Annotated in this window: 22 protein-coding genes; 15 read left to right on the forward strand and 7 right to left on the reverse strand. The window is 56.5% G+C overall.

The window, feature by feature from the left end; genetic code table 11:
* The 14 genes from AB0A83_RS09480 to AB0A83_RS09545 all read left to right on the forward strand — a co-directional run bounded on the left by AB0A83_RS09480 (position 1) and on the right by AB0A83_RS09545 (position 15,474).
* Complete coding sequence (locus AB0A83_RS09480; RefSeq protein WP_150048060.1) at positions 1-942, forward strand: glycosyltransferase family 2 protein; 942 nt, start codon at positions 1-3, stop codon at positions 940-942.
* A gap of 7 nt (positions 943-949) precedes the next feature.
* Positions 950-1,705: a glycosyltransferase gene (locus tag AB0A83_RS09485; RefSeq protein ID WP_367156087.1), complete on the forward strand. Its 756-nt coding sequence runs from the start codon at positions 950-952 to the stop codon at positions 1,703-1,705.
* Positions 1,706-1,740: 35 nt separating this feature from the next.
* Positions 1,741-2,721 carry an NAD-dependent epimerase/dehydratase family protein gene (locus tag AB0A83_RS09490; protein WP_367156088.1) on the forward strand — a complete coding sequence of 327 codons (981 nt, stop codon included), beginning with the start codon at positions 1,741-1,743 and terminating at the stop codon, positions 2,719-2,721.
* Between the two features lie 2 nt (positions 2,722-2,723).
* Entirely contained in the window at positions 2,724-3,755 is a 1,032-nt protein-coding gene (locus AB0A83_RS09495) for a glycosyltransferase family 4 protein (protein WP_150048063.1), read from the forward strand.
* Positions 3,752-5,626: a nucleoside-diphosphate sugar epimerase/dehydratase gene (locus tag AB0A83_RS09500; RefSeq protein ID WP_150048064.1), complete on the forward strand. Its 1,875-nt coding sequence runs from the start codon at positions 3,752-3,754 to the stop codon at positions 5,624-5,626. Before AB0A83_RS09495 ends, AB0A83_RS09500 begins: the two co-directional genes overlap by 4 nt.
* A gap of 265 nt (positions 5,627-5,891) precedes the next feature.
* Entirely contained in the window at positions 5,892-7,340 is a 1,449-nt protein-coding gene (locus AB0A83_RS09505; protein WP_367156089.1) for an efflux transporter outer membrane subunit, read from the forward strand.
* On the forward strand, positions 7,337-8,515 hold the full coding sequence (locus AB0A83_RS09510; RefSeq protein WP_367156090.1) for an efflux RND transporter periplasmic adaptor subunit: 1,179 nt from the start codon (positions 7,337-7,339) through the stop codon (positions 8,513-8,515). The genes AB0A83_RS09505 and AB0A83_RS09510 overlap by 4 nt, the downstream gene beginning before the upstream one ends.
* On the forward strand, positions 8,508-11,645 hold the full coding sequence (locus AB0A83_RS09515) for an efflux RND transporter permease subunit (RefSeq protein WP_367156091.1): 3,138 nt from the start codon (positions 8,508-8,510) through the stop codon (positions 11,643-11,645). Before AB0A83_RS09510 ends, AB0A83_RS09515 begins: the two co-directional genes overlap by 8 nt.
* A 41-nt stretch (positions 11,646-11,686) precedes the next feature.
* Positions 11,687-11,965: a hypothetical protein gene (locus AB0A83_RS09520; RefSeq protein WP_150048068.1), complete on the forward strand. Its 279-nt coding sequence runs from the start codon at positions 11,687-11,689 to the stop codon at positions 11,963-11,965.
* Between the two features lie 2 nt (positions 11,966-11,967).
* Entirely contained in the window at positions 11,968-12,762 is a 795-nt protein-coding gene (locus tag AB0A83_RS09525) for a TonB family protein (protein WP_367156092.1), read from the forward strand.
* 55 nt (positions 12,763-12,817) lie between these two features.
* Positions 12,818-13,513 (forward strand): MotA/TolQ/ExbB proton channel family protein, encoded by a 696-nt coding sequence (locus tag AB0A83_RS09530; RefSeq protein WP_150048070.1) that lies wholly within the window; start codon positions 12,818-12,820, stop codon positions 13,511-13,513.
* Positions 13,497-13,907: a biopolymer transporter ExbD gene (locus AB0A83_RS09535; RefSeq protein WP_150048071.1), complete on the forward strand. Its 411-nt coding sequence runs from the start codon at positions 13,497-13,499 to the stop codon at positions 13,905-13,907. The genes AB0A83_RS09530 and AB0A83_RS09535 overlap by 17 nt, the downstream gene beginning before the upstream one ends.
* 91 nt (positions 13,908-13,998) lie before the next feature.
* Positions 13,999-14,562, forward strand: coding sequence for a thioredoxin family protein (locus AB0A83_RS09540; protein WP_367156093.1), 564 nt, complete (start codon positions 13,999-14,001; stop codon positions 14,560-14,562).
* 405 nt (positions 14,563-14,967) lie between these two features.
* Complete coding sequence (locus tag AB0A83_RS09545; protein WP_150048073.1) at positions 14,968-15,474, forward strand: EF-hand domain-containing protein; 507 nt, start codon at positions 14,968-14,970, stop codon at positions 15,472-15,474.
* 138 nt (positions 15,475-15,612) lie between these two features.
* Here AB0A83_RS09545 and AB0A83_RS09550 read toward each other — a convergent pair whose 3' ends face one another.
* From AB0A83_RS09550 to AB0A83_RS09570, 5 genes are all read right to left on the reverse strand, one after another.
* Entirely contained in the window at positions 15,613-16,599 is a 987-nt protein-coding gene (locus AB0A83_RS09550; protein WP_150048074.1) for a GTP-binding protein, read from the reverse strand.
* Between the two features lie 55 nt (positions 16,600-16,654).
* Positions 16,655-19,825, reverse strand: coding sequence for an efflux RND transporter permease subunit (locus AB0A83_RS09555; RefSeq protein WP_367156094.1), 3,171 nt, complete (start codon positions 19,823-19,825; stop codon positions 16,655-16,657).
* Complete coding sequence (locus AB0A83_RS09560) at positions 19,818-21,194, reverse strand: efflux RND transporter periplasmic adaptor subunit (RefSeq protein WP_150048076.1); 1,377 nt, start codon at positions 21,192-21,194, stop codon at positions 19,818-19,820. The genes AB0A83_RS09555 and AB0A83_RS09560 overlap by 8 nt, the downstream gene beginning before the upstream one ends.
* Positions 21,187-22,476, reverse strand: a complete 1,290-nt coding sequence (locus AB0A83_RS09565) for a TolC family protein (protein WP_232056834.1) — start codon at positions 22,474-22,476, stop codon at positions 21,187-21,189. Before AB0A83_RS09565 ends, AB0A83_RS09560 begins: the two co-directional genes overlap by 8 nt.
* A 99-nt stretch (positions 22,477-22,575) precedes the next feature.
* Positions 22,576-22,917 carry a hypothetical protein gene (locus AB0A83_RS09570; RefSeq protein ID WP_150048077.1) on the reverse strand — a complete coding sequence of 114 codons (342 nt, stop codon included), beginning with the start codon at positions 22,915-22,917 and terminating at the stop codon, positions 22,576-22,578.
* Between the two features lie 316 nt (positions 22,918-23,233).
* On the opposite strand from AB0A83_RS09570, the gene AB0A83_RS09575 reads away from it, so the two are divergent.
* The gene (locus AB0A83_RS09575; protein ID WP_190303295.1) at positions 23,234-23,371 is read left to right on the forward strand and encodes a hypothetical protein; all 138 of its coding nucleotides are present in this window, start codon (positions 23,234-23,236) and stop codon (positions 23,369-23,371) included.
* Between the two features lie 55 nt (positions 23,372-23,426).
* Here the strand turns inward: AB0A83_RS09575 and AB0A83_RS09580 are convergent, their stop codons facing one another.
* Both AB0A83_RS09580 and AB0A83_RS09585 read right to left on the reverse strand, forming a co-directional pair.
* Complete coding sequence (locus tag AB0A83_RS09580; protein WP_367156095.1) at positions 23,427-24,191, reverse strand: ABC transporter permease; 765 nt, start codon at positions 24,189-24,191, stop codon at positions 23,427-23,429.
* The gene (locus tag AB0A83_RS09585) at positions 24,188-25,093 is read right to left on the reverse strand and encodes an ABC transporter ATP-binding protein (RefSeq protein ID WP_150048079.1); all 906 of its coding nucleotides are present in this window, start codon (positions 25,091-25,093) and stop codon (positions 24,188-24,190) included. Before AB0A83_RS09585 ends, AB0A83_RS09580 begins: the two co-directional genes overlap by 4 nt.
* Positions 25,094-25,149 lie beyond the last annotated feature (56 nt).

Consider the following 25,149-nt stretch of genomic DNA (forward strand, 5'->3'; position numbering starts at 1 on the left):
ATGCGGCAAGCCTCATCCTGTCCCGGTACGCCGGCAGTGGCCGTGTTATTGTCTACTTATAACGGCGAACGGTTTCTTGAAGCGTTACTCGACAGTCTCATTGCGCAAGATTATCCGCATCTGGGTATTTGGGTAAGAGACGACGGTTCCTCCGACCGCAGTTTGAGCGTGCTCGAGCGTTATGCGGCAGCCGGAAAAATTACACGTTTGTTGCACGGTGGCAACGTCGGCGTTGTCGACAGTTTTTTGGAGTTGTTGCGATCGGCTGGCGACGAATATGCCTATTACGCGTTTTGCGATCAAGATGATGTTTGGTATCCCGGTAAAGTAAGCGCTGCCGTACAAACATTGCAGTCACAGGAGGACGGCAAACCGTTGTTGTATTGCGGGCGGCTTGAATATGTAAACCCGCAACTGGCGCCTCTTGGTTTATCTCCGGTTCCGGCAAGGATGGGGCTGGGTAATGCATTAGTCGAAAACGTTGTAACCGGTTGCACTAGCGTAATTAATGCCCAGGCTCGCCGGGTTTTGCTGGAGCGGTGGCCGCCGACCGTGCAAATGCACGATTGGTGGTTGTATTTGGTAATTTCCGCAGTTGGTCGCGTCATATACGATTCGCGCAGTTTTATTCGATACCGCTTGCACGATCACAATACCATCGGCGCCACGCTCAATCCGCTACAAGCGTTTAGCCGCAAACTCATCCGTTTCCTTCGACGAGATAAAAGTGGGGTTTTTGCCGCATCCGCTCAAGCCGCGGCGTTTGCCGAAATATACGCAGATTTACTGAACCACGAGCAAAAAACACTGCTAGAGCGGTTCCTGCTGGGTAAGCGTTCGTTGTTTCGCAGGATTAACCTGTGCTGCAACAAGCGGGTGTGGCGGCAAGGCAGATTGGAAAATTTGTTACTCAAAGGCTTACTATTGTTCAATAGGTACTGATTTGCACATGGCCGTCGCACTCCAACCTCAATTACTCTCGCTTTCCGTGGTGAGTCACGGGCAAGCCGGTTTGCTTCAACACCTGCTCGACGATTTGCTGAAACTGCCGCAGCCGGAGCGTTTTGAATTGATTTTGACGCGCAATATTCCCGAGGTGTGGCCATTTGAAATCGATCGGCTACCGTTTTCGGTGAAAGTGATTGAAAATTCGCAGCCCAAGGGATTTGGTGCCAACCACAATGCCGCTTTCCGGGCAGCCGCCGGCGATTGGTTTTGCGTATTGAATCCGGACGTTCTATTGCCGGAAGATCCCTTTCCTGAATTGTTGAACAGTTTGCATCAGGCCGGAGCGGCATTGGCGGCACCTGTCGTATTCAATTCCGCGGGTAACAGGGAAGATAGCGCGCGAGCGTTTCCGACATTGAGTAGTCTGGCTGCCAAAGCCTTAGGACGCGATGGCGCGGTTTATTCTAGTGATCCGCAAAATGATGGGTCTCCCGACTGGCTGGCCGGAATGTTTTTATTGTTTCGTAGCGCCGATTTCGCAAAGATTGGCGGATTCGACGAAGGCTTTTATCTTTATTACGAGGATGTCGATATTTGTGCACGTCTGCGCAAGGCCGGTTTTAAGCTCGTGCTTTGTTCCGGAGCTAAAGTTATACACGATGCACAACGCAGCAGTCATCACAATTGGCGTTATCGCTACTGGCACCTTGCCAGCATGCTGCGTTATTTCCTTAAACATTGGTGGCGGTTGCCGTGATGAACGTGGCGATTGGCTCTGAGCAAAGTTCCGGCGTGAGTGAACGGCAACAGTCGATTGCATTAGTGACGGGTGCTGGCGGATTCATCGGCCAGCGCTTGGTTGCGGCGTTGCAAGAACACGGCTATATCGTGCGCACCCTAAGCCGAGGGCTTGGCGATGCGAATAACCCCGAGCATTTTGCGCTGGATTTAGCGATGGATGACTGTCCTGCTGGGTTATGCCTAGGCGTCAGCATGATATTCCATTTAGCCGGCAAGGCGCACGATTTGGCCGCACACGTCGCCAATGTATCTCAGTACCGGCACGTCAACGTCGAGGGTACCCGCAAGCTGCTGGAAGCGGCCAAACAGGCCGGGGTGCCGAGATTCGTTTTTTTTAGCAGCGTCAAGGCGGTGGGCGATGGCCAGCCGCAACCGATGGACGAAACCGTTTCCGCGCCGGCCGACGGCCCTTACGGCGAGTCCAAATACCAAGCCGAACAATTGGTATTGCATGGCGGTTATGTGCCGCATCCGCTGGTGATTCGCCCCAGTATGGTGTATGGCAACACCGACAAGGGCAATCTGCCGATGATGATCAAAGCCATTCGCCGTGGTCTGTTCCCACCGCTGCCGGATACGGGTAATCGCCGCTCTATGGTGCATGTCGACGATTTGGTGCGGGCCGCCATATTAGCCGCCGAATCCGCACAGACCGCCGGCAAGGTTTATATCGTGACCGACGGACACGCTTATTCCACCCGGCAACTTTACGATGAAATCAGGGCGGCATTAGGTAAAGCTCCGATCGCTTGGGCGCTGCCGTATGGTTTGTTGCACGGTCTGGCTAGATTGGGCGACGGCATCGGCCGCTTATTGCAGCGGCGGTTTCCGTTCGATAGCGCCGCCCTGGATAAATTGACCGGCTCGGCGTGGTATTCGTCGGCCAGAATAGAAGCCGACTTAGGCTTTCGACCAACAAAAAATCTACCTAACTCTCTTCCGGACCTGGTCCGATTCCTGGATTCCCTCTAAGCGTGTTATTACAGTTTTTTCTGGTTTTTGTCTTGTCGGTCGTATTGACCGGTCTGATTCGAAATTATGCGTTGTCGCGCAAGGTATTGGATATTCCCAATCAACGCAGTTCGCATAGTCTTCCTACACCACGCGGTGGTGGCTTGGCCATTGTGTTGAGTTTTGCCGTCGGCGTGGCCTTGCTTGCCGGTCGGCAGGCGATTTCAGCGCAAACCGTCTGGATATTGGCCGCCTGTCTGCCGGTTGCCGTGATCGGTTTTTTTGACGACCATAGCCACATACCCGCTCGCTGGCGGTTTTTGATACATGCCGTGTCGGCATTGGTGGCGTTGTATTTGATGCACGGTATGCCCTTGCTGTGGATTCCGGCGCCGTTGGACGGCTGGTTGCATCGCTTGTGGATGGACTGGCATTGGTTGGGCTATCCGGTGGGAGCGTTTTTGCTGGTGTGGTTTTTGAATTTGTTCAATTTCATGGACGGTACCGACGGCATTGCGGCTTCGGAAGCCTTGTTCGTATCGGCGGCATTGGCCGGCTACAGCTATTTTCCGGATCCCGGTTTAGCCGCGACTGCGCTGAGTTTAAGCGCCGCCGCTTTAGGTTTTTTATGTTGGAACTGGCCCAAGGCCAAGATTTTCATGGGCGATGTCGGCAGCGGTTTTTTAGGATTACTGCTGGGATTGCTGATACTGTGCGCTGCCCGGCAAGCAGGCGTATTGCTCTATTGCGGTTTGATTTTATTCGGCCTGTTTATTGTGGATGCCAGCTACACCCTGTTGTATCGCATGCTTAGCGGTCAGGTATGGCATCAAGCGCATTGCTCGCACGGCTATCAACGCGCGGCCAAACGTTACGGCCATTTAGCCGTGTTATTGAGCTGTTGGGGCATTAATCTGGCTTGGCTGTTGCCGATTTCCCTGCTGGTGTTTTTGAATCCAAGTTACGCATTGGCCGGTTTGCTGCTCGCTTATTCACCCTTGTTGGTTTTGGTACGCCTTTTGGAAGCCGGCCGCCCGGAAACCGCCTTACCATGAGTTTTAAATTTCGCTCCAGAACCACGATTTTTCTGCACGACCTTGCCATGGTGCCATTGGCTTGGTTCGGCGCTTATTGGTTGCGCTTTAATCTGCAGCAGATTCCGGACTTCTTTTTCTATTCGGCATTGTTGTTTTTGCCGCTGGTGATCGGCATTCAAGTGTCGGCATTTTGGTTTTTCGGCCTTTATCGCGGCGTGTGGCGTTTTTCTTCGTTGCCGGATTTGATCCGGATCGCCAAGGCCGTAGCCAGCGGCATATTTCTAATCGCCGGCGTACTGTTTTTATTCGATCGTTTACAAGGGGTGCCGCGCTCGGTAATACCGCTGTATTTATTGATATTGCTGGCTTTGTTGTCCATTCCAAGATTCGGTTACCGGTTCTGGAAAGAACGCGCGTTCATCGAACGCACCGGTCAGCGGGCTTTGATCATCGGCGCCGGCGCGGCCGGAGAAATGCTGGTGCGGGATTTGATTGCCAATCCTTACAGCGGTTACATTCCGGTGGTTTTCGCCGACGACGATAGCGCCAAGTTCCGGCGGGAAATCCGCGGCATCCGCGTGACCGGCACTGTGCAACAACTGCCGCAGCTGATCGCGCAATGGGACATCGAAGTGGTGTTGATCGCGGTGCCTTCGGCCAGCGACAAAGAGATGCGGCGCATGGTGGAAGTTTGCGAAACCTGCGGGGTGCCGTTTCAAACTTTGCCGTCGGTGACCGAATTATTGAGCGGTACGGTTGGCAAAGCCAATTTGCGGGCGGTATCCATCACCGATATTCTTGGCCGAGACCCGGTTAATTTGGATTGGCAACGCATCCAGCTCGGCTTGCGGGGCAAAACCATCATGGTCACCGGCGGTGGCGGCTCGATAGGTTCGGAACTGTGTAAACAATTAGCGAAAGTTCAGCCTAAATTATTGATTATATTCGATCAATGCGAATTCAATCTGTACCGGATAGACGCCGATTTGCAGCGCCTTTCCCCGCAACTGAGCAGGCTGGCGGTGCTGGGCGATGTGACCGACGCGCTGGCCGTGCGCCAGGTGATAGAGGACCAGCGCCCGGATATCGTGTTTCACGCCGCGGCCTACAAACACGTACCGCTATTGGAAGGGCAGGTGCGGGAAGCGGTGCACAACAATTTACTGGGTACCCGTAATGTCGCGGAAGCCGCCATTGCCTGCGGAGTCGGACGCTTCGTGTTGATTTCCACCGACAAGGCGGTCAACCCGAGCAATGTGATGGGCGCAACCAAGCGAGCGGCGGAAATATTGTGTCAAAACCTGGATAAACCCGGCTCTACCCGCTTTACCACGGTGCGTTTCGGCAACGTGCTGGATTCGGCCGGTAGCGTCGTGCCGCTGTTTCGCAGTCAAATTCAAGCCGGCGGCCCGGTCACCGTCACCCATCCGGAGATTACCCGCTATTTCATGACCATACCGGAAGCCTGCCAGTTGATCATGCTGGCGGAAACCGTCGGCCAAGGCGGCGAAGTGTTCGTATTGGACATGGGCGAGCCGGTCAAAATCGTCTATTTGGCCGAACAAATGATCCGCCTGAGCGGCAAGCTGCCGGGTAAGGACGTGAAAATCGAATTCGTCGGCTTGCGTCCCGGGGAAAAATTGTACGAGGAGTTGTTCCACGGCGAAGAACAGTTGCTGGAAACGGGATATGCGAAACTGCGTCTGGCCAAGGCCCGTATCTACCAAAACGACCTTTGGTTCGCGCAGATCGGCGCATTGACCGACGCTTGCCGGCAGCGAGACCAGCGACGCATCCTGGACTTGCTGCACGGCTTGGTACCCGAATTTAAAACGGTAGAAAAAATCGTTAGTTCGGAGGAAGATGGGGGCGGCCAAGAACCGCTGTAAACCCTGAATCCGGCGAGCGCCGATACCCCGGCGCGCAGCACAACAGGCCTCGTGGCGCAATGGCTGCGGATTGACAAACCGGAAAACCGATTGTTGATTCGCGACGGTTTTGACCGGAAATCCAAAAAAATTCAGCTTCCCGGAGCCGCGCGGCGCGGTCTACGCGGTGTCTGAAGTTCAGTTAAATAAGCTGTTTCTAAAAAAAGGGTGGGGAATTCGGCGGCTGAAACGTCTTAGATAAATAAGACGTTTGCATTGCCCGGTCATGAGAGTTGCCAATCGCCGCCAGAGACTCAATCGCCAAAGCCCTAATTCTACTCGGAACCGTTTATACGCCGCGAGCGCACGCCAGCAGCGTTGGGCTAGCGTCTGGGCGGCGGCCTTGCTGATCGCGGGCTGTCAGCCGGTTACGCTGCACGAGCGTAGCGATTTGCAATTTCTTTTCGGCGGACAGTGGCGTGCCGAAGATCCGGTTAATCAGGCTTTGCCGCCGTCTTGGCTGGCGATTTTCGACGATCCGAGCTTAACCGCCTTGGTGCTGGACGGATTGCAGCGCAATTTCGATTTGCAAGCCGCGGCGGCGCGGGTCGACGCGGCCCGCGAGCAGGCGACCATTGCCGGAGCCGGCCGTTGGCCGCAACTGTTTTTCCAACCGGATTATCAGCGTAGCGAAAATGCCGACGGCAGCGGTTATGCGCCTACCGGTTCGTTCAGCGCCTTATTCAGCCTCAATTGGGAATTGGACGTTTGGGGCAGGATCAAAGCCGGCCGGCAAGCGGCACTCGAAGACGCCGAGGCGCTGGCGGCGGATTACCGGGCCGCTCGTTTATCGCTGGCGGCCCGTATAGCCCAAGTCTATTTCGAATGGCTGGAAGCGCAATTGCAAACGCAGGTGGCCGCTCAGTCCGTTGAGGATCGTAGCGTGATAGTCGGCTTGATTCGCGGCCGTTTCGACAAAGGTTTGACCCGCGGCTTGGACTTGCGTTTGGTTTTGACCGATCTGGCCAACGCCCAAGCGCAGTTGGCGCAAGCCAAAAACGACCTGCAGACTCTGGGCCGGCAGCTGCAAAATCTGATTGCCCGCTATCCGGACGACAGTTTGCAAGCGGGCAAACACTTGCCGGAACCGCCGGTAAGCTTGGCTACCGGTTTGCCGGCCGAATTGCTGGAGCGCCGGCCGGATCTTGCGGCGGCGTTTCGGCGCTTGCGCGCGGCGGATTCGCGGCTGGAGAGCGCGCAAAAAGCCTTGTTGCCCCGGGTAAGCTTGACCGCCGCCGGCGGCAGCGTCAGCCCGGCCTTGACCGATTTGCTCGACCCGCGGGCCGCGGCCTGGAATTTCGCGGTCGGCCTGGCGCAACCCCTGTTCACCGGCGACCGTTTAGAAGCCCAAATTCGTTTGAACCAAGCCGGGGTGCGCGAAGCTTACAATCGCTACCAGAGCGTTGCCCTCAACGCCTTTCGTGAAGTCGAGCAGGCCTTGGCGGCGGAGTCGCGATTAAGGGAGCAGGAAAGCGCCTTGCGGGAGGCCGTGGAACAAACCGAATCCAGCCGCAAATTGGCGGTTTATTCCTACCAGCAAGGTTTGATTCAAATTTTGACCCTGTTGGATAGCTATCGCAGCACCTTGAACGCGCAAAGTGCGCATTTGCGGGTTAAACGCCAATTGTTGACCAACCGCATTACCTTGTTGCTGGCTTTGGGCGGTGCGGTGTGAGCTTGAAACGTTCTTCCGTCAAAACCTTATTGCCGGTTGCAGTGTTGCTGGGCGCGGTCGGCGCCGCCTGGGCCATGATAGAGCTGAGACCGGGACGGATAAGCCAAGATGCGCAAGCGATTTTGCCGGTCGTGCAGGTGTGGCGTGCCGAACCGCAAACCCTGCGCTTGACGGTCGAAACGCAAGGCGTGGTTACGCCGCGCGAGGAAATCGATTTGATCGCTCAAGTCGGCGGCCAAGTGCAAACCGTGCATCCGGCCTTGGCCTCCGGCGGGTTTTTCGCCGCCAACGAGGTGTTGGTGCGCATAGACCCGCGCGATTACGACTATGCCATCGCCGCCGCCGAGGCCGGCGTGGCCGAGGCGCAACGGGTGTTGATCAACGAAAAGGCCCAAGCGGAACAAGCGCTGAGCGATTGGCAGGCGCTAGGGCAGGGCGAAGCCGGCGATTTGGCCTTGCGCAAACCGCAATTGGCCGAAGCGCAGGCCAAATTGTCCGCGGCGCAGGCGGAATTGGCCAAGGCCGGATTGAACCGCAGTCGCTGCGATATCCGGGCGCCGTTCGCCGGCAGAGTGTTGAACAAGCGGATAGGCCGCGGACAGTTTTTAAGCCCCGGCAGCCCGGTCGCCCGCATCTATGCCAATGACGTTGCCGAAATCCGCCTGCCTATCGCCGTCGACGACTTGGCGTTTTTGGCTTTGCCGCTGACCAACCCCAAAAACCCGCAATGGCCGCAGGTTCGCTTGCAGGCTGAAATCGGCGGCCGTAGCTTGCAATGGCCGGCGCGCATCGTGCGTAGCGAAGCGGCCCTGGATAGCGACAACGGTCAACTGTTTTTAATCGCCCAGGTGGACGATCCCGAGCGGGCCGTGGCCACCATGCCGCTATTTAGCGGGCTATTCGTGCAAGCGCAAATCGAGGGGATTACCCGCGACAAGCTGTTCGTACTGCCGCGCGCCAGTATTAACAATTTGCAGCAAGTCAAGTTGGTGAATGCCGACCGACGTCTGGAGTTGCGCCAAGTCCGAGTGCTGCGTAACCAAGGCGGTAACAGCATCGTCAGCACGGGACTAACGGCCGGGGAGCGGGTGGTGGTTTCCGAATTGCCGCTGGCGGTAGCCGGCATGCAAGTGCAGATTGCCGACGACGGGGACAGTGGGGTGTTGCATGACTAGCGCAGAGCCGGTAAAGCCGTTTTCCGGCGTATTGGCTTGGTTTGCCGGCAACCCGGTCGCCGCCAACTTGTTGATGTTGCTGATTCTGGCCGGCGGCATGATCGGGTTGCGCAGCGTGGACAAGGAAGTGTTTCCGCGTTTTAGCCCGCACCAAATCGAAGTCAAAGCGGAATTTCCGGGCGCGGGACCGGCCGAAATCGAACAATCGGTCTGCATTCCCATCGAAGAGGCGCTGCACGACCTGCCGGGCATCAAGCGCGTGCGCGGCACAATCTTTGCCCAGCTCTGCAAAGTAGAGGTGGAAATTCTGCCCGGCCGCGACCGCGATCAAATGCTGGCGCTGATCCGCGGACGCATACAAGCGATTTTGCGTCTACCCAAGGAATTGGAAACCATAGAAGTCGCCTTGTCCGGCCGCGAAGGCGACGACGGCGTGATTTGGGTGGCCTTGCACGGCGATACCGACGCCTTCGAGTTGCAGCAGTTCGGCGAAGGCATACAGCAGCAATTGGCCGCCATCCCCGGCGTGAGCCGGGTGCGCAATTACGGCGAAATCGGCTACGAAATCGGCATAGAAGTGTCGCCGGAGCGGTTACGCAAATACCGCTTGAGCCTGGGCGAAGTGGCGCAAGCGGTGCGCGCCGCATCGGTGGACGCGCCGGGCGGGTTGATCAAAAATCCGGACGGCGAGTTGCTGCTGAGAGTGCATGCCAGGGCCAGATCGGCCGACGCCTTGCGCGATCTGGTACTGAAAACCCTGCCGGACGGCAACCATCTGCGTTTGGCGCAGGTGGCGACGATACACGACGGTCTGGAGGAAAGGCTTTTTACCTGGCGGCACAACGGGCAAACCGCGCAAGGCTGGGAGGTGCACACCGAAAGCGACAGCGTGCAAGTGGCCCGCCAAGTCAAAGCGACGGTCGAGTCCATCCGGGCCGGCTTGCCGGAAGGTTTGCGCCTGATTTGCTGGTGGGACGATTCGCAAGCCTACGACGAACGCATAGCGACCTTGTCTGAAGACGCTCTTGGCGGATTCGTATTGGTGTGTCTGGTATTGACCCTGTTTTTACGCGCACGGGTCGCCTTGTGGGCCGGCGTGGGCATATTGACCTCGGTGCTGGGGGCGTTCTGCCTGATGCCGCTGCTGGACGTGTCGTTGAACATGCTGTCTTTATTCGGTTTTTTGCTGGCGATGGGGGTGCTGGTCGACGACGCCATCATCATCGGCGAAAGCATACACAGCCGGCAAGCCGAGGCCGGCGAGGCGCCGCTGCTTGCGGCAGTCAATGGCGTCAAGGCGGTCGCCTTGCCCGTCACTTTATCGGTGCTGGTGGTATTGGTGGCTTTTTTGCCGGGGTTGAATCTGCCGGGCTGGGCCGGGCAGATGATGAAACCGATCTGCGTCATCATGATTTTGACCTTGCTATTTTCCGTGATCGAAGCCTTATTGATTTTGCCGGCGCATCTGGTCGCGCCGATCCGGCAGGATGCTGCGCCAACCCGCTTGCAGCGGCTAAGAGCCAGGTTGAACCGGGGGCTGGACGATTTTGTGGTCAACATCTATCGGCCGCTGCTGGAGGTCGCGCTGGATTGGCGGTATTTGACGGTGGCGCTGTTCGCCGCGTTGCTGATCTTGAGTTGGGCCTTGGTGGCCGGCGACCGGGTACGGCAATCCATCAATCCGGACGTAACCAAGGACAGTTTTTGGGTGTCGATGCAAATGCCGCAAAGCACGTCTTACGCCGAGATGCAAGCCTTGGCCGGCCGGGTGGAACAAGCCTTGTTCGAGTTGCGGGCCGAATGGGACGCCAAGCTCGCCGGGTCCGGCCGCGGCAGCCTAGGGGAGCAAGGCATCATCGTCGGCGTCGAAACCATGGTTTGGGAACATATGGGCGGCATTTGGCTGGAGTTGTCCGCGCTGGGCCGGCAACACGTGCAGGTGGAACCGTTCATTCGGGATTGGCGGCAACGCATCGGCGACCTCGGTCAAGGTAAAGTCGATTTCATTTTTAAAGAAGGCGATCAAGCCTACGACATCGAGTTGACGCTGGGCGCGGACCGGCCTGAGTTATTGACCGCCGCAGCCGCCGAGCTGGAACGCTCGATCAAGGCTTATCCCGGCGTCTACGACGTGGTGGACTCGGCCGAATCGGGCAAGCCGGAAATCCACTTGCAGCTGAAGCCGGGCGCCGAGCGTCTGGGTTTGCGGCTGGAACCCTTGGCTCAGCAGGTACGGCACGCTTATTACGGCCAAGAAGTGCACCGTTTCATCCGCGGGCGCAAGGAAGTCAAGGTCATCGTGCGCTACCCGTTGGAGCACAGGCGATCTTTAGAGCAACTGCACAACCTGCCGGTCACTCTGCCTAACGGCAGTAGCGCGCCGCTGAGCAGCGTGGCCGAAGTGGCGCTGGTGCAAGGCAATGCCCGGATCAGCCGCGAAGATCGGCAGCGGGTGTTGAGCATCCAGGCCCGGGTCGATCCGACCCTGGGCGATGCTAATGCGCTGTATGCCGTCCTGGAAAAGCAATGGCTTCCGGCATTGGAAACGCAATTTCCCGGATTATCCGCCCGTACCGGCCAGCAACGTCAGGAACAGCAAGCGATGCTGGCGGCGTTCGGCGAGCACACCGTATTGGCTTTGCTGCTGATCTACGTGTTGATCGCGGTGCCGTTTCGATCTTACAGCAAACCCTTGATCTTTTTATTGGCCGCGCCGGTTGCCTGGAGCGGCGGGGTGTTGGCGCATTGGGCGTTCGGTTTGCCTTTATCCATGGAGTCCCTGGTCGGCATGGTGGCCGCCAGCGGCGTGGTGGTCAACGACAGTCTGGTGCTGCTGGATCATCTGCGCCAGCACGATGCCGGCGGAAAAAGTACCGAGCAGATGATCGTAGAAGCCTGCACTTTACGGTTTCGGCCGATTTTCCTGGCTTTTTTGACCAACTTTGCCGGTTTTTTGCCGACTTTGCTGGAAACCAGCCCGCAAGCCCAGTTCTTGGTGCCGATGACGCTGTCCTTGTCCGCCGGTTTGTTCGTCGGCATGGCGGCCAGCTTGATACTGACGCCGGTTTGTTACGCCGCATTGGGCGCAGGCGGCAAGCCGGCGGCGAAAATAGCCGAAGTTCGACCGTAACGGGGTAAACCGGATAACGGCGTTTTTAAGGGGGATATAGCATGCATAATCGTTTCAGTTCCGAGCATTCCGCACCGGAACCCTTGCCGGTACCGGACGCAGCGTTTCCCGCGGCGCGTTACTTTCAGGTGCACTTCGAATATTTGCAGCAGCAATTTCAACAGACGTTAAGCGCGTTGGAAGCTCTGCAATACCAGGTGCATCAATTGGAGCGGCGATTGGCGCAGGAAAACGCTAACCCGGCGCGCATTAAAAATTCCGCAGCGCATGCGGATTATCTGCCCAAGCCGGCTAAGCGCTTAAAAAAAGAGGCGCGATAGCCATGGGGCAAGCCGTACTTAATTGGCTCGCGAGGCTACGCGAGCAACGCATTTATTTGCTGGACGTATCCGCCTTGCCCGAGCCGGACAATAGCTGGTCGGTTACCGTGCCTCATACGGCCGTTTCATTACGCCGTTCTTTGGCCTTAACGGCGGTAGCCTTACTGGTCGCGTTGCTGCACGCTTATTTATTGTTTTGGTACGCCACTCGGCCGCAGCCCTTGCCGTTTTCCGCCGCCGCACCATTGCCGATGATCGCCATGGAATTGTCGGCGCCGCCGGCACCGCAAGCCGTGCAGGCGCCGCAACCGCCCAAACCGGAAACGCCCAAGGAAGCCAAACCCAAACCGGCTAAACCCAAAATCAAGCCCAAACCCAAAGTCGCTCAGGCCGACGACGCACCGAAACGCAAACTGGTTGAACCACAAGCAGAACAGCCACAACCGCAAAGTGTCGCGGCCGCGGCCGTGCCTACCCCGGTGCAGCAAGCCCCGGCCGCCCCCAGAAACGACGTCTACCAGCCGGTGGACAGCAACGCCGCCTATTTAAACAATCCCAAACCCGATTATCCGCTGTCGGCCAGACAGCGCGGTTGGCAGGGGACCGTGGTGTTGCGGGTACTGGTAGCTGCGGACGGCAGGGCCGAGCAGGTGAATGTGCAGCGTTCCAGCGGACACGAAGTGCTGGACGAGTCGGCGCTGGATGCCGTCCGCGATTGGCGCTTCGTACCGGCCAAACGCGGCGACGTGGCGGAGCCAAGCTGGGTCAGCATACCCATCGTGTTCAGTTTGCGTTGAACGCCGTGCGTGCGTAGCGCGCAACAGAGTTTTTTTCGAAATACAGGAGCATCGTATGAATTTTTCCGAAACCGCCATCGTCGATGGCACATTATGCGTCTTGGGGTGTTTTTCCCTGCTGACCTGGAGCGTCATCTTGCTGAAAGCCGGCGAGGTTGTCTGGCATCGCTACCGCAACTACCGCTTGCTACGGTCGTTCGAGCCGACCGCGTTGCACAATCCGGTGGTTGCGTCGGAAACCTTGGCGCAAATCGATGCCGATACCCCGGTAGGGCGTTTGTGGCAGGCCGGATACCAGACCTATCACCGGGCCTTGCACAAAACCCAGGCGCCGACCAAGTACAATCCGGCATGGCACGAGCTGATAGAGCGGGCTTTGAAACAGCAATTGCAAAAGGAAAAAGCCCGCTTGGACAGCGGCTTGGGCTGGTTGGCCAGTATAGGCACGTCCGCACCCTTCGTCGGCTTGTTCGGCACGGTCTGGGGGATTATGCATGCCTTGAAGGACATCAGCGCCCAGGGCAACGCCAGTCTGGAAGTGGTTGCCGGTCCCATCGGCGAAGCCCTGATCGCCACCGCGCTGGGTTTAGCGGTGGCGATACCGGCGGTGATCGCCTACAACTTTTTCCTGCGTCACAACCGCCGCTTAATCGCCCGCCTGGAGCATTTCGCCACCGATTACTTGCTGGCGTGCATTGAAAACGATTTGACCCGCTTGCATACGGAGATTGCCCATGTCCATGCAGCTTAACGACGACGAAGAGGGGGGTGAATTGAGTGAAATCAACGTCACGCCGCTGGTGGACGTCATGCTGGTTTTATTGATCGTGTTTATCGTCACTGCGCCGCTATTGACCCAAGTGGTCAAAGTCAAGCTGCCGAAAACCGAGCAAACCGAACCGACTCCGGATAAACACGTAGCCATTCTGGCGGTGACGGCGAGCGGCGAAGCCGAACTGGACGGCAAGGCCGTGCCCCTGGAGGCTTTGGAAGGCGAATTGAAAACCCTGCAGCAAATCGACCCGGATATCAGCATACAACTGCAAGCGGATAGGGGAGCAATCTTCGATTCGGTCGCCAAAGTCATGGCCAGCGCGCAACGTTCCGGGATCGGCAAGTTGTCGTTTGTGACGGTGGAGCAATGAGGCTGGTTTAGCCGAGCTGTCATTGTGCTTAGCCAAGTTCGCGTTGAGCGGACTATACTGATGCTTTTTCATAGGCTAGGGGAGAAGCTATATGGCTGCAACACCGTCTTCTATGCTGCCTTTGGGTACGTCGGCACAGCATTTTTATTTGCCGGATACCGTCACGGGCGCGCAATACGGCTTGTCGGAACTGAAGGGGACAAACGGTACCCTGATCATGTTTATCTGCAACCATTGTCCTTACGTGTTGCACGTCAAGGATCAGTTGATCGACATTGCCCGGCATTATGCGGACTGGGGAATCAATACTATTGCTATCAGTTCCAACGACATCGAGAGTTATCCGCAAGACGCGCCGGACAAGATGCGGGACATGATGGCCGAATGGGGCAATCCGTTTGCGGCCTATTTGTACGACGAGAGCCAAGCAGTGGCCAAAGCGTATCAAGCGGCCTGTACCCCCGATTTGTACTTGTTCGACGCCGAATTGCGTTGCGTGTACCGCGGGCGCTTGGATACCTCTACGCCTAAAAACGATATTCCGCCAAGCGGGGAGGATTTGCGCCAGGCTCTGGATGCGCTGCTTACCGGCCAGCCTATCAATCCCAATCAATATCCCAGCATCGGCTGCAACATTAAATGGAAAGACGCTTGAGCGTTTGCCGCTCCTTCTTTTAGCCGGCGCGTCGATACGGCCTTTCGAACGCGGTGTTTTGCCTGAGCAAGGCCGCACTGTCGACAATCGACCGGTACCGGGATTGCGTTAGGTGAAGCGGCTTAAGCCGCCGATTTGTTGGGGGGGCGGATTTAAATGGCGCGCTCGGCCGGCAAGGCGGAGCCGTCATCCTCATTTATCGAATGGCTCCGCAAGCCGTTACAAATCTTTACTCGATTTTACCTAAGCTAAGAATCCTACCGGCCGGCCGCGTACTAGAATCCTGTCGCGCGTTAGGTTTGGGCAACTCCCCCGTCCCTCAATCGACATGCGCCGCGTTGTTCCGCACTGAATTGGCAGTGCGGACGGCGTGCCTAAAACGCCCTTACTTAAGAGGTAAATACAATGACAAAACGATGGATAGCAACAGCAGGTTTGATGGCATTGGGGCTGATGGCGCAACCGGTGATGGCCGGCGGTTCGCAAACCGATCGCGCCACCGAATTTGCCGCTGCCGATACCGACAGCAGCGGCGGCTTGACGCTGGCCGAAATGCAAACCTATTTCTCCGCCAAGATCGAAACCCGCTTTACCGAGTTGGATACCGACAGCGATTCCGCACTGAGCTTAGAGGAGTTTACCGTCAACGAAACCGACCGTAGTTTGGCTTTCGCCACCGAATTGTTCAATTTGGCCGACGCCGATAACAGCACCTCGCTGGATTTGGACGAATTCACCGACATTGCGCCTAACAACAGCAACGGCGAAATCATCCGATATTTTGCGATGCTGGACCAAGACAGCGATTTATCGGTTAGCGAAGCAGAGTACACTGGCAGCCGTAAATCCGGTATGGGCCCGTTTGGTAAAATGAGCAAAAACAGCGGTAGACGCGGATTCGGCCGGCATTAAGCCGCGAAGTTTCGGTTTTAACCGTCTATGCCGGAAACGTAACGCGATTTGCCGATTGCATCCGGCCGAGTTGGTGCCACAACGCTTTGCGCCGCGCGTTAGCCTTAAGGTTATACGTGCGGCGTTTTTATGTGCGGATTAGGGACAATGCAGTTTGATTGCGTTGGCGTCGATAAATTCGCCGAAGAGAGTGGTTAACGTGTGCGCCAAAGGCCGGACATCGCCGCTGACTATGCAAACCAAGCGGCTGCGCCGATCGGAACCGGCTTGGATTGACAAGGTTTGCGGCGGATACAACCGCCCGGCTGCCGCCTGCACGGCAAACGGCGGCGCAGCGTCGTTCGGCGGAAAAATCACGGCTTTGATGCGTAGTAACAGGTCGCCGTGTTTCGCCAGCACGGTCGTCAAGCACTGTTGGAATTCCGGCCATGGCGGAGTGTTGGAAAAGTACAACGATAGACTTTGAAAGCCGTGCTCAGTAATAGCCGTAGCGTCCGGCATGCGCCGAAACAACGGTTTGTTGTAGGCGCTTAGGCGGTCGGCGGCAAAATGCTGCCGGTCCACCAGCCAGCGCGGCGTAGCCGGCGCCAAAAGTTGCAGCGCTTGGTCGACGGCGGCTTGTTGTTCGGTATCGGCCAGATCGGCATGAGTCAACAGCAAATAGTCCGCCCACACCACTTGCGCCCGCGCTTGCGGATAGCGTTGCAGTTGGTCGCAAGCAGACGGGATAGCCACGGTAGTGATGACTCGATCCAGCCGGTAATGCTTGCTCAGCCAGGGTTCGCGTAACAAGGTATCCAGGATGGGTTCCGGGCTGGCGACGCCGCTGGTTTCTATCAGTATGCGTTCGAAAGGTTTGTCCGCCGCTTGCTGCCAGGTCAGCCACAAGTTTTTCAAGGTCGGCGCCAGCGCGCCTTTCACCTGACAACACAAGCAGCCGCCGGACAACAGCGTTAGCGGCAGCTGTTGCCGCGCTAGCAAATCCTGATCCACCGGCGTCTCGCCGAACTCGTTAATCAGCAAGGCGGATTTCACCCCGTCCGCCAGTAAGCGATTCAGCAGCGTGGTTTTACCGCTGCCGAGGAAGCCGGTGATCAGCGTGACGGGAATTTTGGCGGTATGCATGAAATAGTGGGGTTGCAATAAGCATTCGATTTTAAGCGAAGAAGTAGTAAGGCCTCTATTTTTGGACAGGTGCTGAGTAATTACCGCCTTTTTTACATTTCTCTTGCGCTTGCAATACCAAGCTGTAAATCACCGGAAATACCAAAAGGCTTAAGACCAGCACGGTCAACATCCCGCCCAAGGCCGGTGCGGCGATGCGTTGGGCGACGTCCGCGCCGGTGCCGGTGGACCACATAATCGGGAACAGGCCGAAAATGTTGGCCAGCGAAGTAATCGCCACCGGCCGCACCCGCATGGCGGTAGCGGTTTCGCATGCCGCTCTGATTTCTTCCGCGTTTAAAGGCGCTGATTTTTGCGCCCTGAGTCCGGCGATTTCGATGTCGATGAAACTCAACACCATCACCCCGGTTTCGGCAGCGGTACCGGCTAATGCAATCAGGCCGACGTAGACCGTTACCGATAAGTTGTAGTCCAGCCAATATACCAGCCAGACGCCGCCGATCAGACTGAACGGTATGGTCAGCATGACGATGGCCGGTTCGCTGATATTGCGGAAGGTGCAATACAACAATATGAATATCAACAGTAAGGTAATGGGTATCACGATACGTAAACGTTGCGCCGCCCGTTCCATGTATTCGAATTGGCCTGACCAGGCTACCGAATAACCGGGCGGTATCGCGACTTTTTCGGCCAAGGTTAACTTGGCCTGTCCGACGTAGCCGCCGATATCCGAGGTTTTCAGGTCGACGTAAACCCAGGCGTTGGGCCGGGCATCCTCGGTTTTGATCACATCTGTACCGCGTTTGAAGCCGATGTCGGCAACCGCCGTCAACGGTATTTGGCTGCCGGTCGGGGTCGGAATCAACACCCGCCGCAAGGCTTCCATGTTGTCGCGCAAGTCGCGTGGATAACGGAGATTGACCGGATAACGCTCCAAGCCTTCCACGGTTTCGGTGATGTTCATACCGCCGATGGCGCTTTGAATGACATCTTGCACGTCGCCGACCGTCAAACCGTAGCGTGCCGCGGCCTGACGGTTGATGTCGAAATCCAGGAAATAGCCGCCTACCGCTCGGTCGCCGTAAGCCGACAGCGTATCCGGCAGGGTTTTGATCGCCTGTTCGATTTGTAACGACAGCGACTGCAACACATTCAGATCCGGTCCGGACACCTTGATGCCGACCGGAGTTTTAATGCCGGTGGAGAGCATGTCGATACGGGTCTTGATCGGCATGGTCCAGGCGTTGGCCAGGCCGGGAAAGCGAATGGCCTTATCCATTTGTGCCATCAATTGCCGCGTGGTTTTGCTTGGGTCCGGCCACTGGTCTTGCGGTTTGAGCTGTATCGTGGTTTCCACCATCATCAGCGGCGCGGAGTCGGTGGCGGTTTCGGCTCGGCCGATCTTGCCGAATACGTGCTGCACTTCCGGAAAGGTTTTGATGATTTTATCGGTCTGCTGCAACACTTCCTTGGCCTTGGTAATGGAGATGCCCGGAAAGGTGGTGGGCATATACAATATATCGCCTTCGTCCAGCGGCGGCATGAACTCGCTGCCGATTTTCGACAAGGGGTACAAGGTGGACAACATCAACAAAACCGCGATCGACACCGTAGCGACGCGCCAGCGCATCGCCCATTTCAGGATCGGCGCATGCAGCGCATGCAGAATGCGGTTGATTGGGTTACGTTGCTCGGGAATGATAGTGCCGCGCACGCAATAGCCGATCAATACCGGCACCAGGGTAACGGTCAGGATTGCCGCCGCTGCCATCGCATAGGTTTTGGTATAGGCCAAGGGACTGAATAGCCGGCCTTCCTGCGCCTGCATGGTGATGATCGGCAGGAAGGACACGGTAATCACCAATAGCGAGGAAAACAGCCCGGAACCGACTTCCCGCGAGGCGTTGCCTATCACGTGCCAATGCTCCTGCCGGGTCAATGCGGCGCGTTTTTTCTCGGCCGCTGCCGCCAAATGTTTATGGGCGTTTTCCACCATCACCACGCCGCCGTCGACCATGTCGCCTATCGCCAGCGCGATACCGCCCAGCGACATGATGTTGGCGTTGATGCCTTGCCATTTCATCACGATAAAGGCCATCAATAGACCCAACGGCAGGCTCAGCACAATCACCAGCGACGAGCGCAGATGCAGCAAGAATAGCGCGACCAGGCTGCAAACGATCAACAACTCCTGAGTCAAGGCCTCTTTCAAGGTGGCGACCGCGCGTTCGATCAGACTGCCGCGGTCGTAGACCGGGACGATTTCCACGCCTTCCGGCAGACCTTGTTTGAGTTCGTCCAGCTTTTTGCGCACGTCTTCTATGGTTGCCAGGGCGTTTTCGCCGAAACGCATCACCACTACGCCGCCGGCGACTTCGCCTTCGCCGTCGAGTTCGGTGACGCCGCGGCGTAGTTCCGGGCCAATCTGCACATGGGCAACGTCCTGCAAACGAATCGGTGTACCGTTGGCATTGACGCCCACCGGTATCGCATTTAAATCGTCTATCGATTTGATGTAACCCAAGCCTCTGACCATATATTCGGTTTCCCCGGCTTCCAACAAACGCCCGCCGACATCGTTATTCGAACGCTTGATTGCCATCATGACCGTGGATAAGGAAATGTCGTAGGCCTGCAACACATTGGGATCGACTTCCACCTGGTATTGCTTGACGTAACCGCCGACCGAGGCGACTTCCGATACGCCGGGCACGGTTTGCAAGGGATAGCGCAAATACCAGTCCTGGATGGAACGCAGTTGCGCCAGATCGTGCTTGCCGGTTTTATCGACCAGCGCATATTCGTAGATCCAGCCGACGCCGGTGGCATCCGGCCCCAAGGTTGGGCTGACGCTTTGCGGCAAGCGGTTTTTTACGTAATTGAGATATTCCAGCACCCGCGACCTTGCCCAATACATGTCGGTGCCGTCCTCGAATATCACATAGACGAACGACAAGCCGAAAAAGGAGTAACCGCGCACGACCTTGGCGTGAGGTACCGCCAGCATCGCGGTGGTCAAGGGATAAGTGACCTGGTTTTCCACGACTTGCGGCGATTGGTCGGCGTAATCGGTAAAAATGATGACTTGTACGTCCGACAAATCCGGAATCGCGTCCAGCGGCATTTGCCGGAACGACCAAAGGCCGCCGATTGCCAGGACGATAGCCGCCAGCAAGACTATGAAACGGTCTTTCAGCGCGCTATTGATGATGAAATCAGTCATGGTCATGCGCTCCCGATTCCATGGGCAAACTATTGACGTCGGGTGTTGGTGGCGCGGACGGCTCCAGCATTTTGGCAGTGGCTTCGCGCAATTTCGATTCGGAGTCGATCAGAAACTGAGCGGAGGTCACGACTTGTTCGCCAGCCTTCAGACCTTCAAGTATGGCAACATCGCCATTGGATGCCAGGCCCAGCGTGACCTCCCGCGGTTCGAACTTGCCGGGTGCGCGGACTACAAACACTTGAGTACCCGCCCCGGAGCGGACTACGGCTTCGGCGGGAATCGCCAGACTCTCCATCTGCTTGCTTGCCAGGATGGTCACGTCGGCAAACATGTCCGGTTTCAATAGCAAATGGGCGTTATCGAATACCAGCCGCACCTTGATGGTTCGAGTTTTGGCTTCCGCGTACGGGTAAATAAACGCCAAACGGCCTTTGAAGGTGCGGCCCGGGATACCGGCCAGCTGCATTTCTACCGCATCGTTTTCCTTGATCCAGGGCAGTTCGTATTCGTAGATTTCCGCATAGACCCAAACCTTGGACAAGTCGGCGATCATGTACAGCTCGGTTTCACGGGTTACGTATTGGCCTTCGCGGGCGCCGATGTTGATGACGATACCGTCTGCCGGGGTATGAATGTGAAGGCTCTTTTTAATGGTACGGCTGTCGGTCAACTCGTGCAGTTGATGTTCGGGCACGTCCAGCAATTTCAAACGTTCTCGGGCACTATTGACCAAATCTTGAGCACCGCGGCGGATTTCTTCGATCGGGCTGCGTTCCAGCACTTTCAGGTTGTTTAATGCCAGTAGGTATTCCTGTTGAGTGGCTACCAGTTGCGGCGAATAAATGCTCAATAAATCCTGATTCTTCCTGACCCATTCGCCGGTTTTATCGGCGCGTAACGTTTCTATCCAGCCTTCGGTTTTAGGATGCAGCCGTACAATCCGCTCTTCGTCGTAAGCGACCCGGCCCACGGCGCGCACTACATGGGTGAGCCGGGTCATTTTGGCAATTGCGGTCCTCACGCCTATGTTTTGCACGGTCACCGCATCGATGGTTAGGGCTCCTGCCGGCTCGCCGGTTTGCACTTGGTCTTCGGCATAAACCGGCAGATAATCCATACCCATGTTGTCCTTGGCTGGAACCGGGGAGGTCATCGCCGGATTCATGGGATTGCGATAAAACAGCACTTTCGGTTGGTTACTCGCGTGCTTGTCGGCATAGGCCGGTCCGTGCTCCGTGCTCCTAGCACCTTGGGCCGGCATTGGCGGCGTCGCCTGTGGTCGTTCCGAGTGTACGGCCAGCCAATAGCCGCCGGTCAATCCTATCGTCAGCGCCAGCGTAGCCGTTAACCATAGCGGCTTATTCATAGATGTCGTCCTCGCCCACAGTCGCGCACAGTTGCGCCAGCGCTTGATGAGCTTCCGTAAACGTTTTCCAGTATTGGGTTTCGTATTCGAACAAGGTGATTTGGCTGCGCACCAGATTCAGGAAATCGACGTTATTGACCTGATAGCCGGCCAGCATGGATGCGACCGTCTGCCGGGCCAGCGGTATGATGCCGGTATCGAACAAGACGAATTGTTGTTTGGCACGCAGGTACTCGCTATATGCTTGGCTGATTTCAGCGCGAATCCCGTTCCAGCGGTCTTGCAGGGCGTAGCGTTGCTGCAGCCATTCGCTGGTCCGCTGATCCACGGCTTTGGCTTGTTTGCCGGCGGCGAAAATCGGCACATTCATGCTGACGCCCAAGCTCAACAAGTCCGAACGCCGGCTGCCGTCGAGCATGTTGTTGCGGGCGCCGTAGCTGGCTTCGACATTGAAATCGGGCAGAACCTCTTTCCGGGCCAACTCCAGTTTGGATTGCGCGGCGTCTAGGCCTTTACGTTCGCTGGCCAGCATCGGTCGTGCGACGTGTGCTTGTTGATAGAGTAGGTCTTCGGGCTTGAGCTCCGGCAGTTCTAGCGGAATCGCGCGCGGAATTTGCAGCGCACTGTTGGCGGGTTGGTCCATCAGGGCGTTGAGTTTGGCCGCGGTGCCGCGCCGTATGGCGGACAAATTGATTTGTTGTTCCAGTAGTTTGGATAATTCCAATTGAGCCAGCAACACGTCCTGCTGCAAACCCTCGCCGACTTCGTATTTGCTGCGGGCAATGTCGACGAATTGCTGTAACAGCTTGTGGTTGTTGTCGACGATGTCCAGCGTCCGATCCAGATAAAAAATCTGCCACCATAGGGTTTGCACGTCGCTTAACAAACGTAAGCGCAATTCATCGGCATTCAGTGTGGCAGCCTCGGCTTCGTGCAGCGCAGCTTGCTCGCGTAACGCCAGTTTGCCGGGAAACGGGATGCCTTGGGACAGTCCGAAACCAATTTGCGTCATGTCTTCGGTCCGGGTGCTGAAGCTGTCGGTCGGCAGACTCATTGCATTGAAGCTGATTTGCGGGTCCGGCAGGCTGGCTTCCTGCGATGGTATGGCTGCCATCGCCTCGGCGCGAGCCTTGATTTGCGCCAGGTTGGGATTGTCCTGCACCACCTTTCGAGTGGCTGCTTCCAGGGTCAACAGCGTTTGCTCGCCGGCAGCGGCAATGCTGCAGACGCACATCAAAGCTGCCGCATACCAGGCAGGCTTCAGACTATAAAACAATGTCATGATGGTCCTCACTCGGTTGATAACAACGAGGACCCGACCGCCTCAATCACAGTCGAGCCTATCGTTTGCGATGGGTGCGAAACGACGCACCCGCAGAACCTAGCGAGAAAGAATAGGCGGTTTTACAGCCGGGGGAGATAGCAACGAAAGCAGTGCGGTGGTTGCCTTATCGTTAAAAAGGTCAGGACTGTGGATTAGGGTGAAGCCGAACGATGGAGTAATGGCGCAATCCAGGCAAATATGAAAACCGCAGCCGGCAACGTGCGCCTTGTCCGGCTGGCAATGACCGGCATGCAGCGAACCCGGACTGCCGTCGGCATTCAACTCTTCGCCGGCAACGATCAACTGGCTTGTGAGTTCGGAATAATGGGCAAAGACCAAGCCCACCGGCACGACTGCCAGCAACACGACAAGGACTGAAGGTAACCACTGCTTCAACATAATGCTTGCAAGTTTAGCGGAGGATGACTGTTAACGTGCAGTTTTTTCCTCACGCTTATCCAGTCCTGGCATCGGCTGAAATTTCCGAGCTTCATCTCTTTTCTTTGCCTCGATGGTGTGACGTTAGCCTTTGCTAATGCCGTGAAATTAGCCATGGCCTAAAACTTGTGCCTGCCTTGGCTTGTCGAACGGCGCGAGGCTGCGATATTTGCAGCCTTGCGGTTCGGCGATTGCACCGATAGCGGGCCGATCCGCCGAATATTTTGTGTTCAGGTCAAACGTCCGCCGCCGTTGGGCGTGTCGGGAGGGTAAGGGTATGGCGAGGTTGATAGTAGAAATCGTGATGCTGCTGAGTTTACTGGGCGGCTTGTTTTTTGTGACTCAGGTATTGGCGAAGGAACATAGGCAGGAGTTATCCGATAAAAAGCGGGAGGGTTCCGAGCCTAAGCCTTGAGGGCGACATTTTGACAGGGCTTTGCAAAAAGCCCTGTGCCGACAAAGCGGCAGTATCAGTTTTTAATGCCTATGCCTTTTTGCAGCAAAAACAAGCTGAGTAAGGTCAAAAAGCTGATAAAGCCGCCGGTGATTTGAAAGGCCAGGCCTATGTCCACGTCGCTGACGCCGATCAAGCCGTAACGGAAAGCGTTGATCATGTACAAAATCGGATTGCCTTGGGCGATGGTTTGCCAAATCGGCGGTAGCATGGCCAGGGAATAAAATACCCCGCCCAGGTAGCTTAGCGGCGTCAATACGAAGTTGGGAATGATGGAAATGTCGTCGAAACTGTCGGCGAACACGGCGTTGATGAAGCCGGCCAACGCGAACAGTGTGGCCGTCAAAATCAATACGGCAATGGTAATGCCCCAGTGCAAGACGCCGACGTGGGTAAACAACACCGAAATGCCGGCCACTACCGCGCCTACCATCACCCCGCGGGCAATGCCGCCGCAGACGTAACCGGTCAAAATCACCCCGTTGGATACGGGGGCGACCAGCAGTTCTTCGACGTGGTGTTGAAATTTGCTGGAATAAAACGAAGAGACCACGTTGGAATAGGAATGGCTGATCACCGACATCAAGATCACGCCGGGTACGATGTAATCCATATAACTCACGCCGAGCACCGTGCCGATACGATCGCCGATCAATTTGCCGAAAATCAGGAAGTAGAGTGCGGTCGTAATCGCCGGCGGCAACAAGGTTTGCGGCCAGATGCGGGTGAAACGGCAGATTTCCTTGTACAAAATAGTCCTGAAAGCGACGGAATTCTTCATTGCACCAGATCGATAAATAATTGTTCCAGACGGTTGGATTTGTTTTTCAGACTCAAGACGTCGATGTCCGCTGCCGACAGTTGTTGAAACAAGCGGTTCAAACCCAAGTGTTTCGGCACGGCTACCTCCAGGGTATGCGGGTCGGTCAATTCGATGCGGTAGCCGTCGATTTGCGGGGCGGCCTGCAATTCGCCGGCGATATCGAATACGAAGTGGTCGGTGTGCATGCGGCCGAGCAGGGCGCTCATCGCGGATTGCTCGACGATTTGGCCGTCGTCGATGATGGCGATGTTGCGGCACAGACTTTCGGCTTCTTCCAGATAATGGGTGGTCAGAATGATGGTGGTGCCGTCCTTGTTAACGTCTTGCATCATTTGCCACATGGCGCGGCGGATCTCGATATCCACGCCGGCGGTAGGTTCGTCCAAAATCAACAACTTGGGCGAATGCACCATGGCGCGGGCTATCATCAGACGGCGTTTCATGCCGCCGGACAAGCGGCGGGAGATGGTGTCGCGCTTGTCCCACAAATCCATTTGTTTCAAACAGCTTTCCACTTTGGGCAAGGCCTGTTTACGGGGTATGCCGTAATAGCCGGCCTGGATCAACACCACGTTTTTGACGGTTTCGAATTGATTGAAGTTGACTTCTTGCGGCACCAAGCCAATACAGCTTTTAGCCAGCGCGTTGGCCTTGTCCAAATCGTGGCCGTAGATGTTGACCTCGCCGCTGGTCTTGGTGACCATCGAGCTGATGATGCCTATCAAGGTGGATTTACCGGCACCGTTCGGGCCTAATAAGGCGAAAAAATCGCCGCTTTCTACCTCCAGGTCCACGCCGCGCAAGGCTTGGAAGCCGTTTTTGTAAGTCTTTTTAAGATTCCGGATGGATAAAGCCTTCATGGGGTAGTTTATAATGCCGCAACGATGAAACTGCGCCGCTAACTTAAGGGCCGCGA

The organism is Methylomonas sp. HYX-M1 (assembly GCF_040741385.1).
GTDB classification, from domain to species: Bacteria; Pseudomonadota; Gammaproteobacteria; order Methylococcales; family Methylomonadaceae; genus Methylomonas; species Methylomonas rhizoryzae.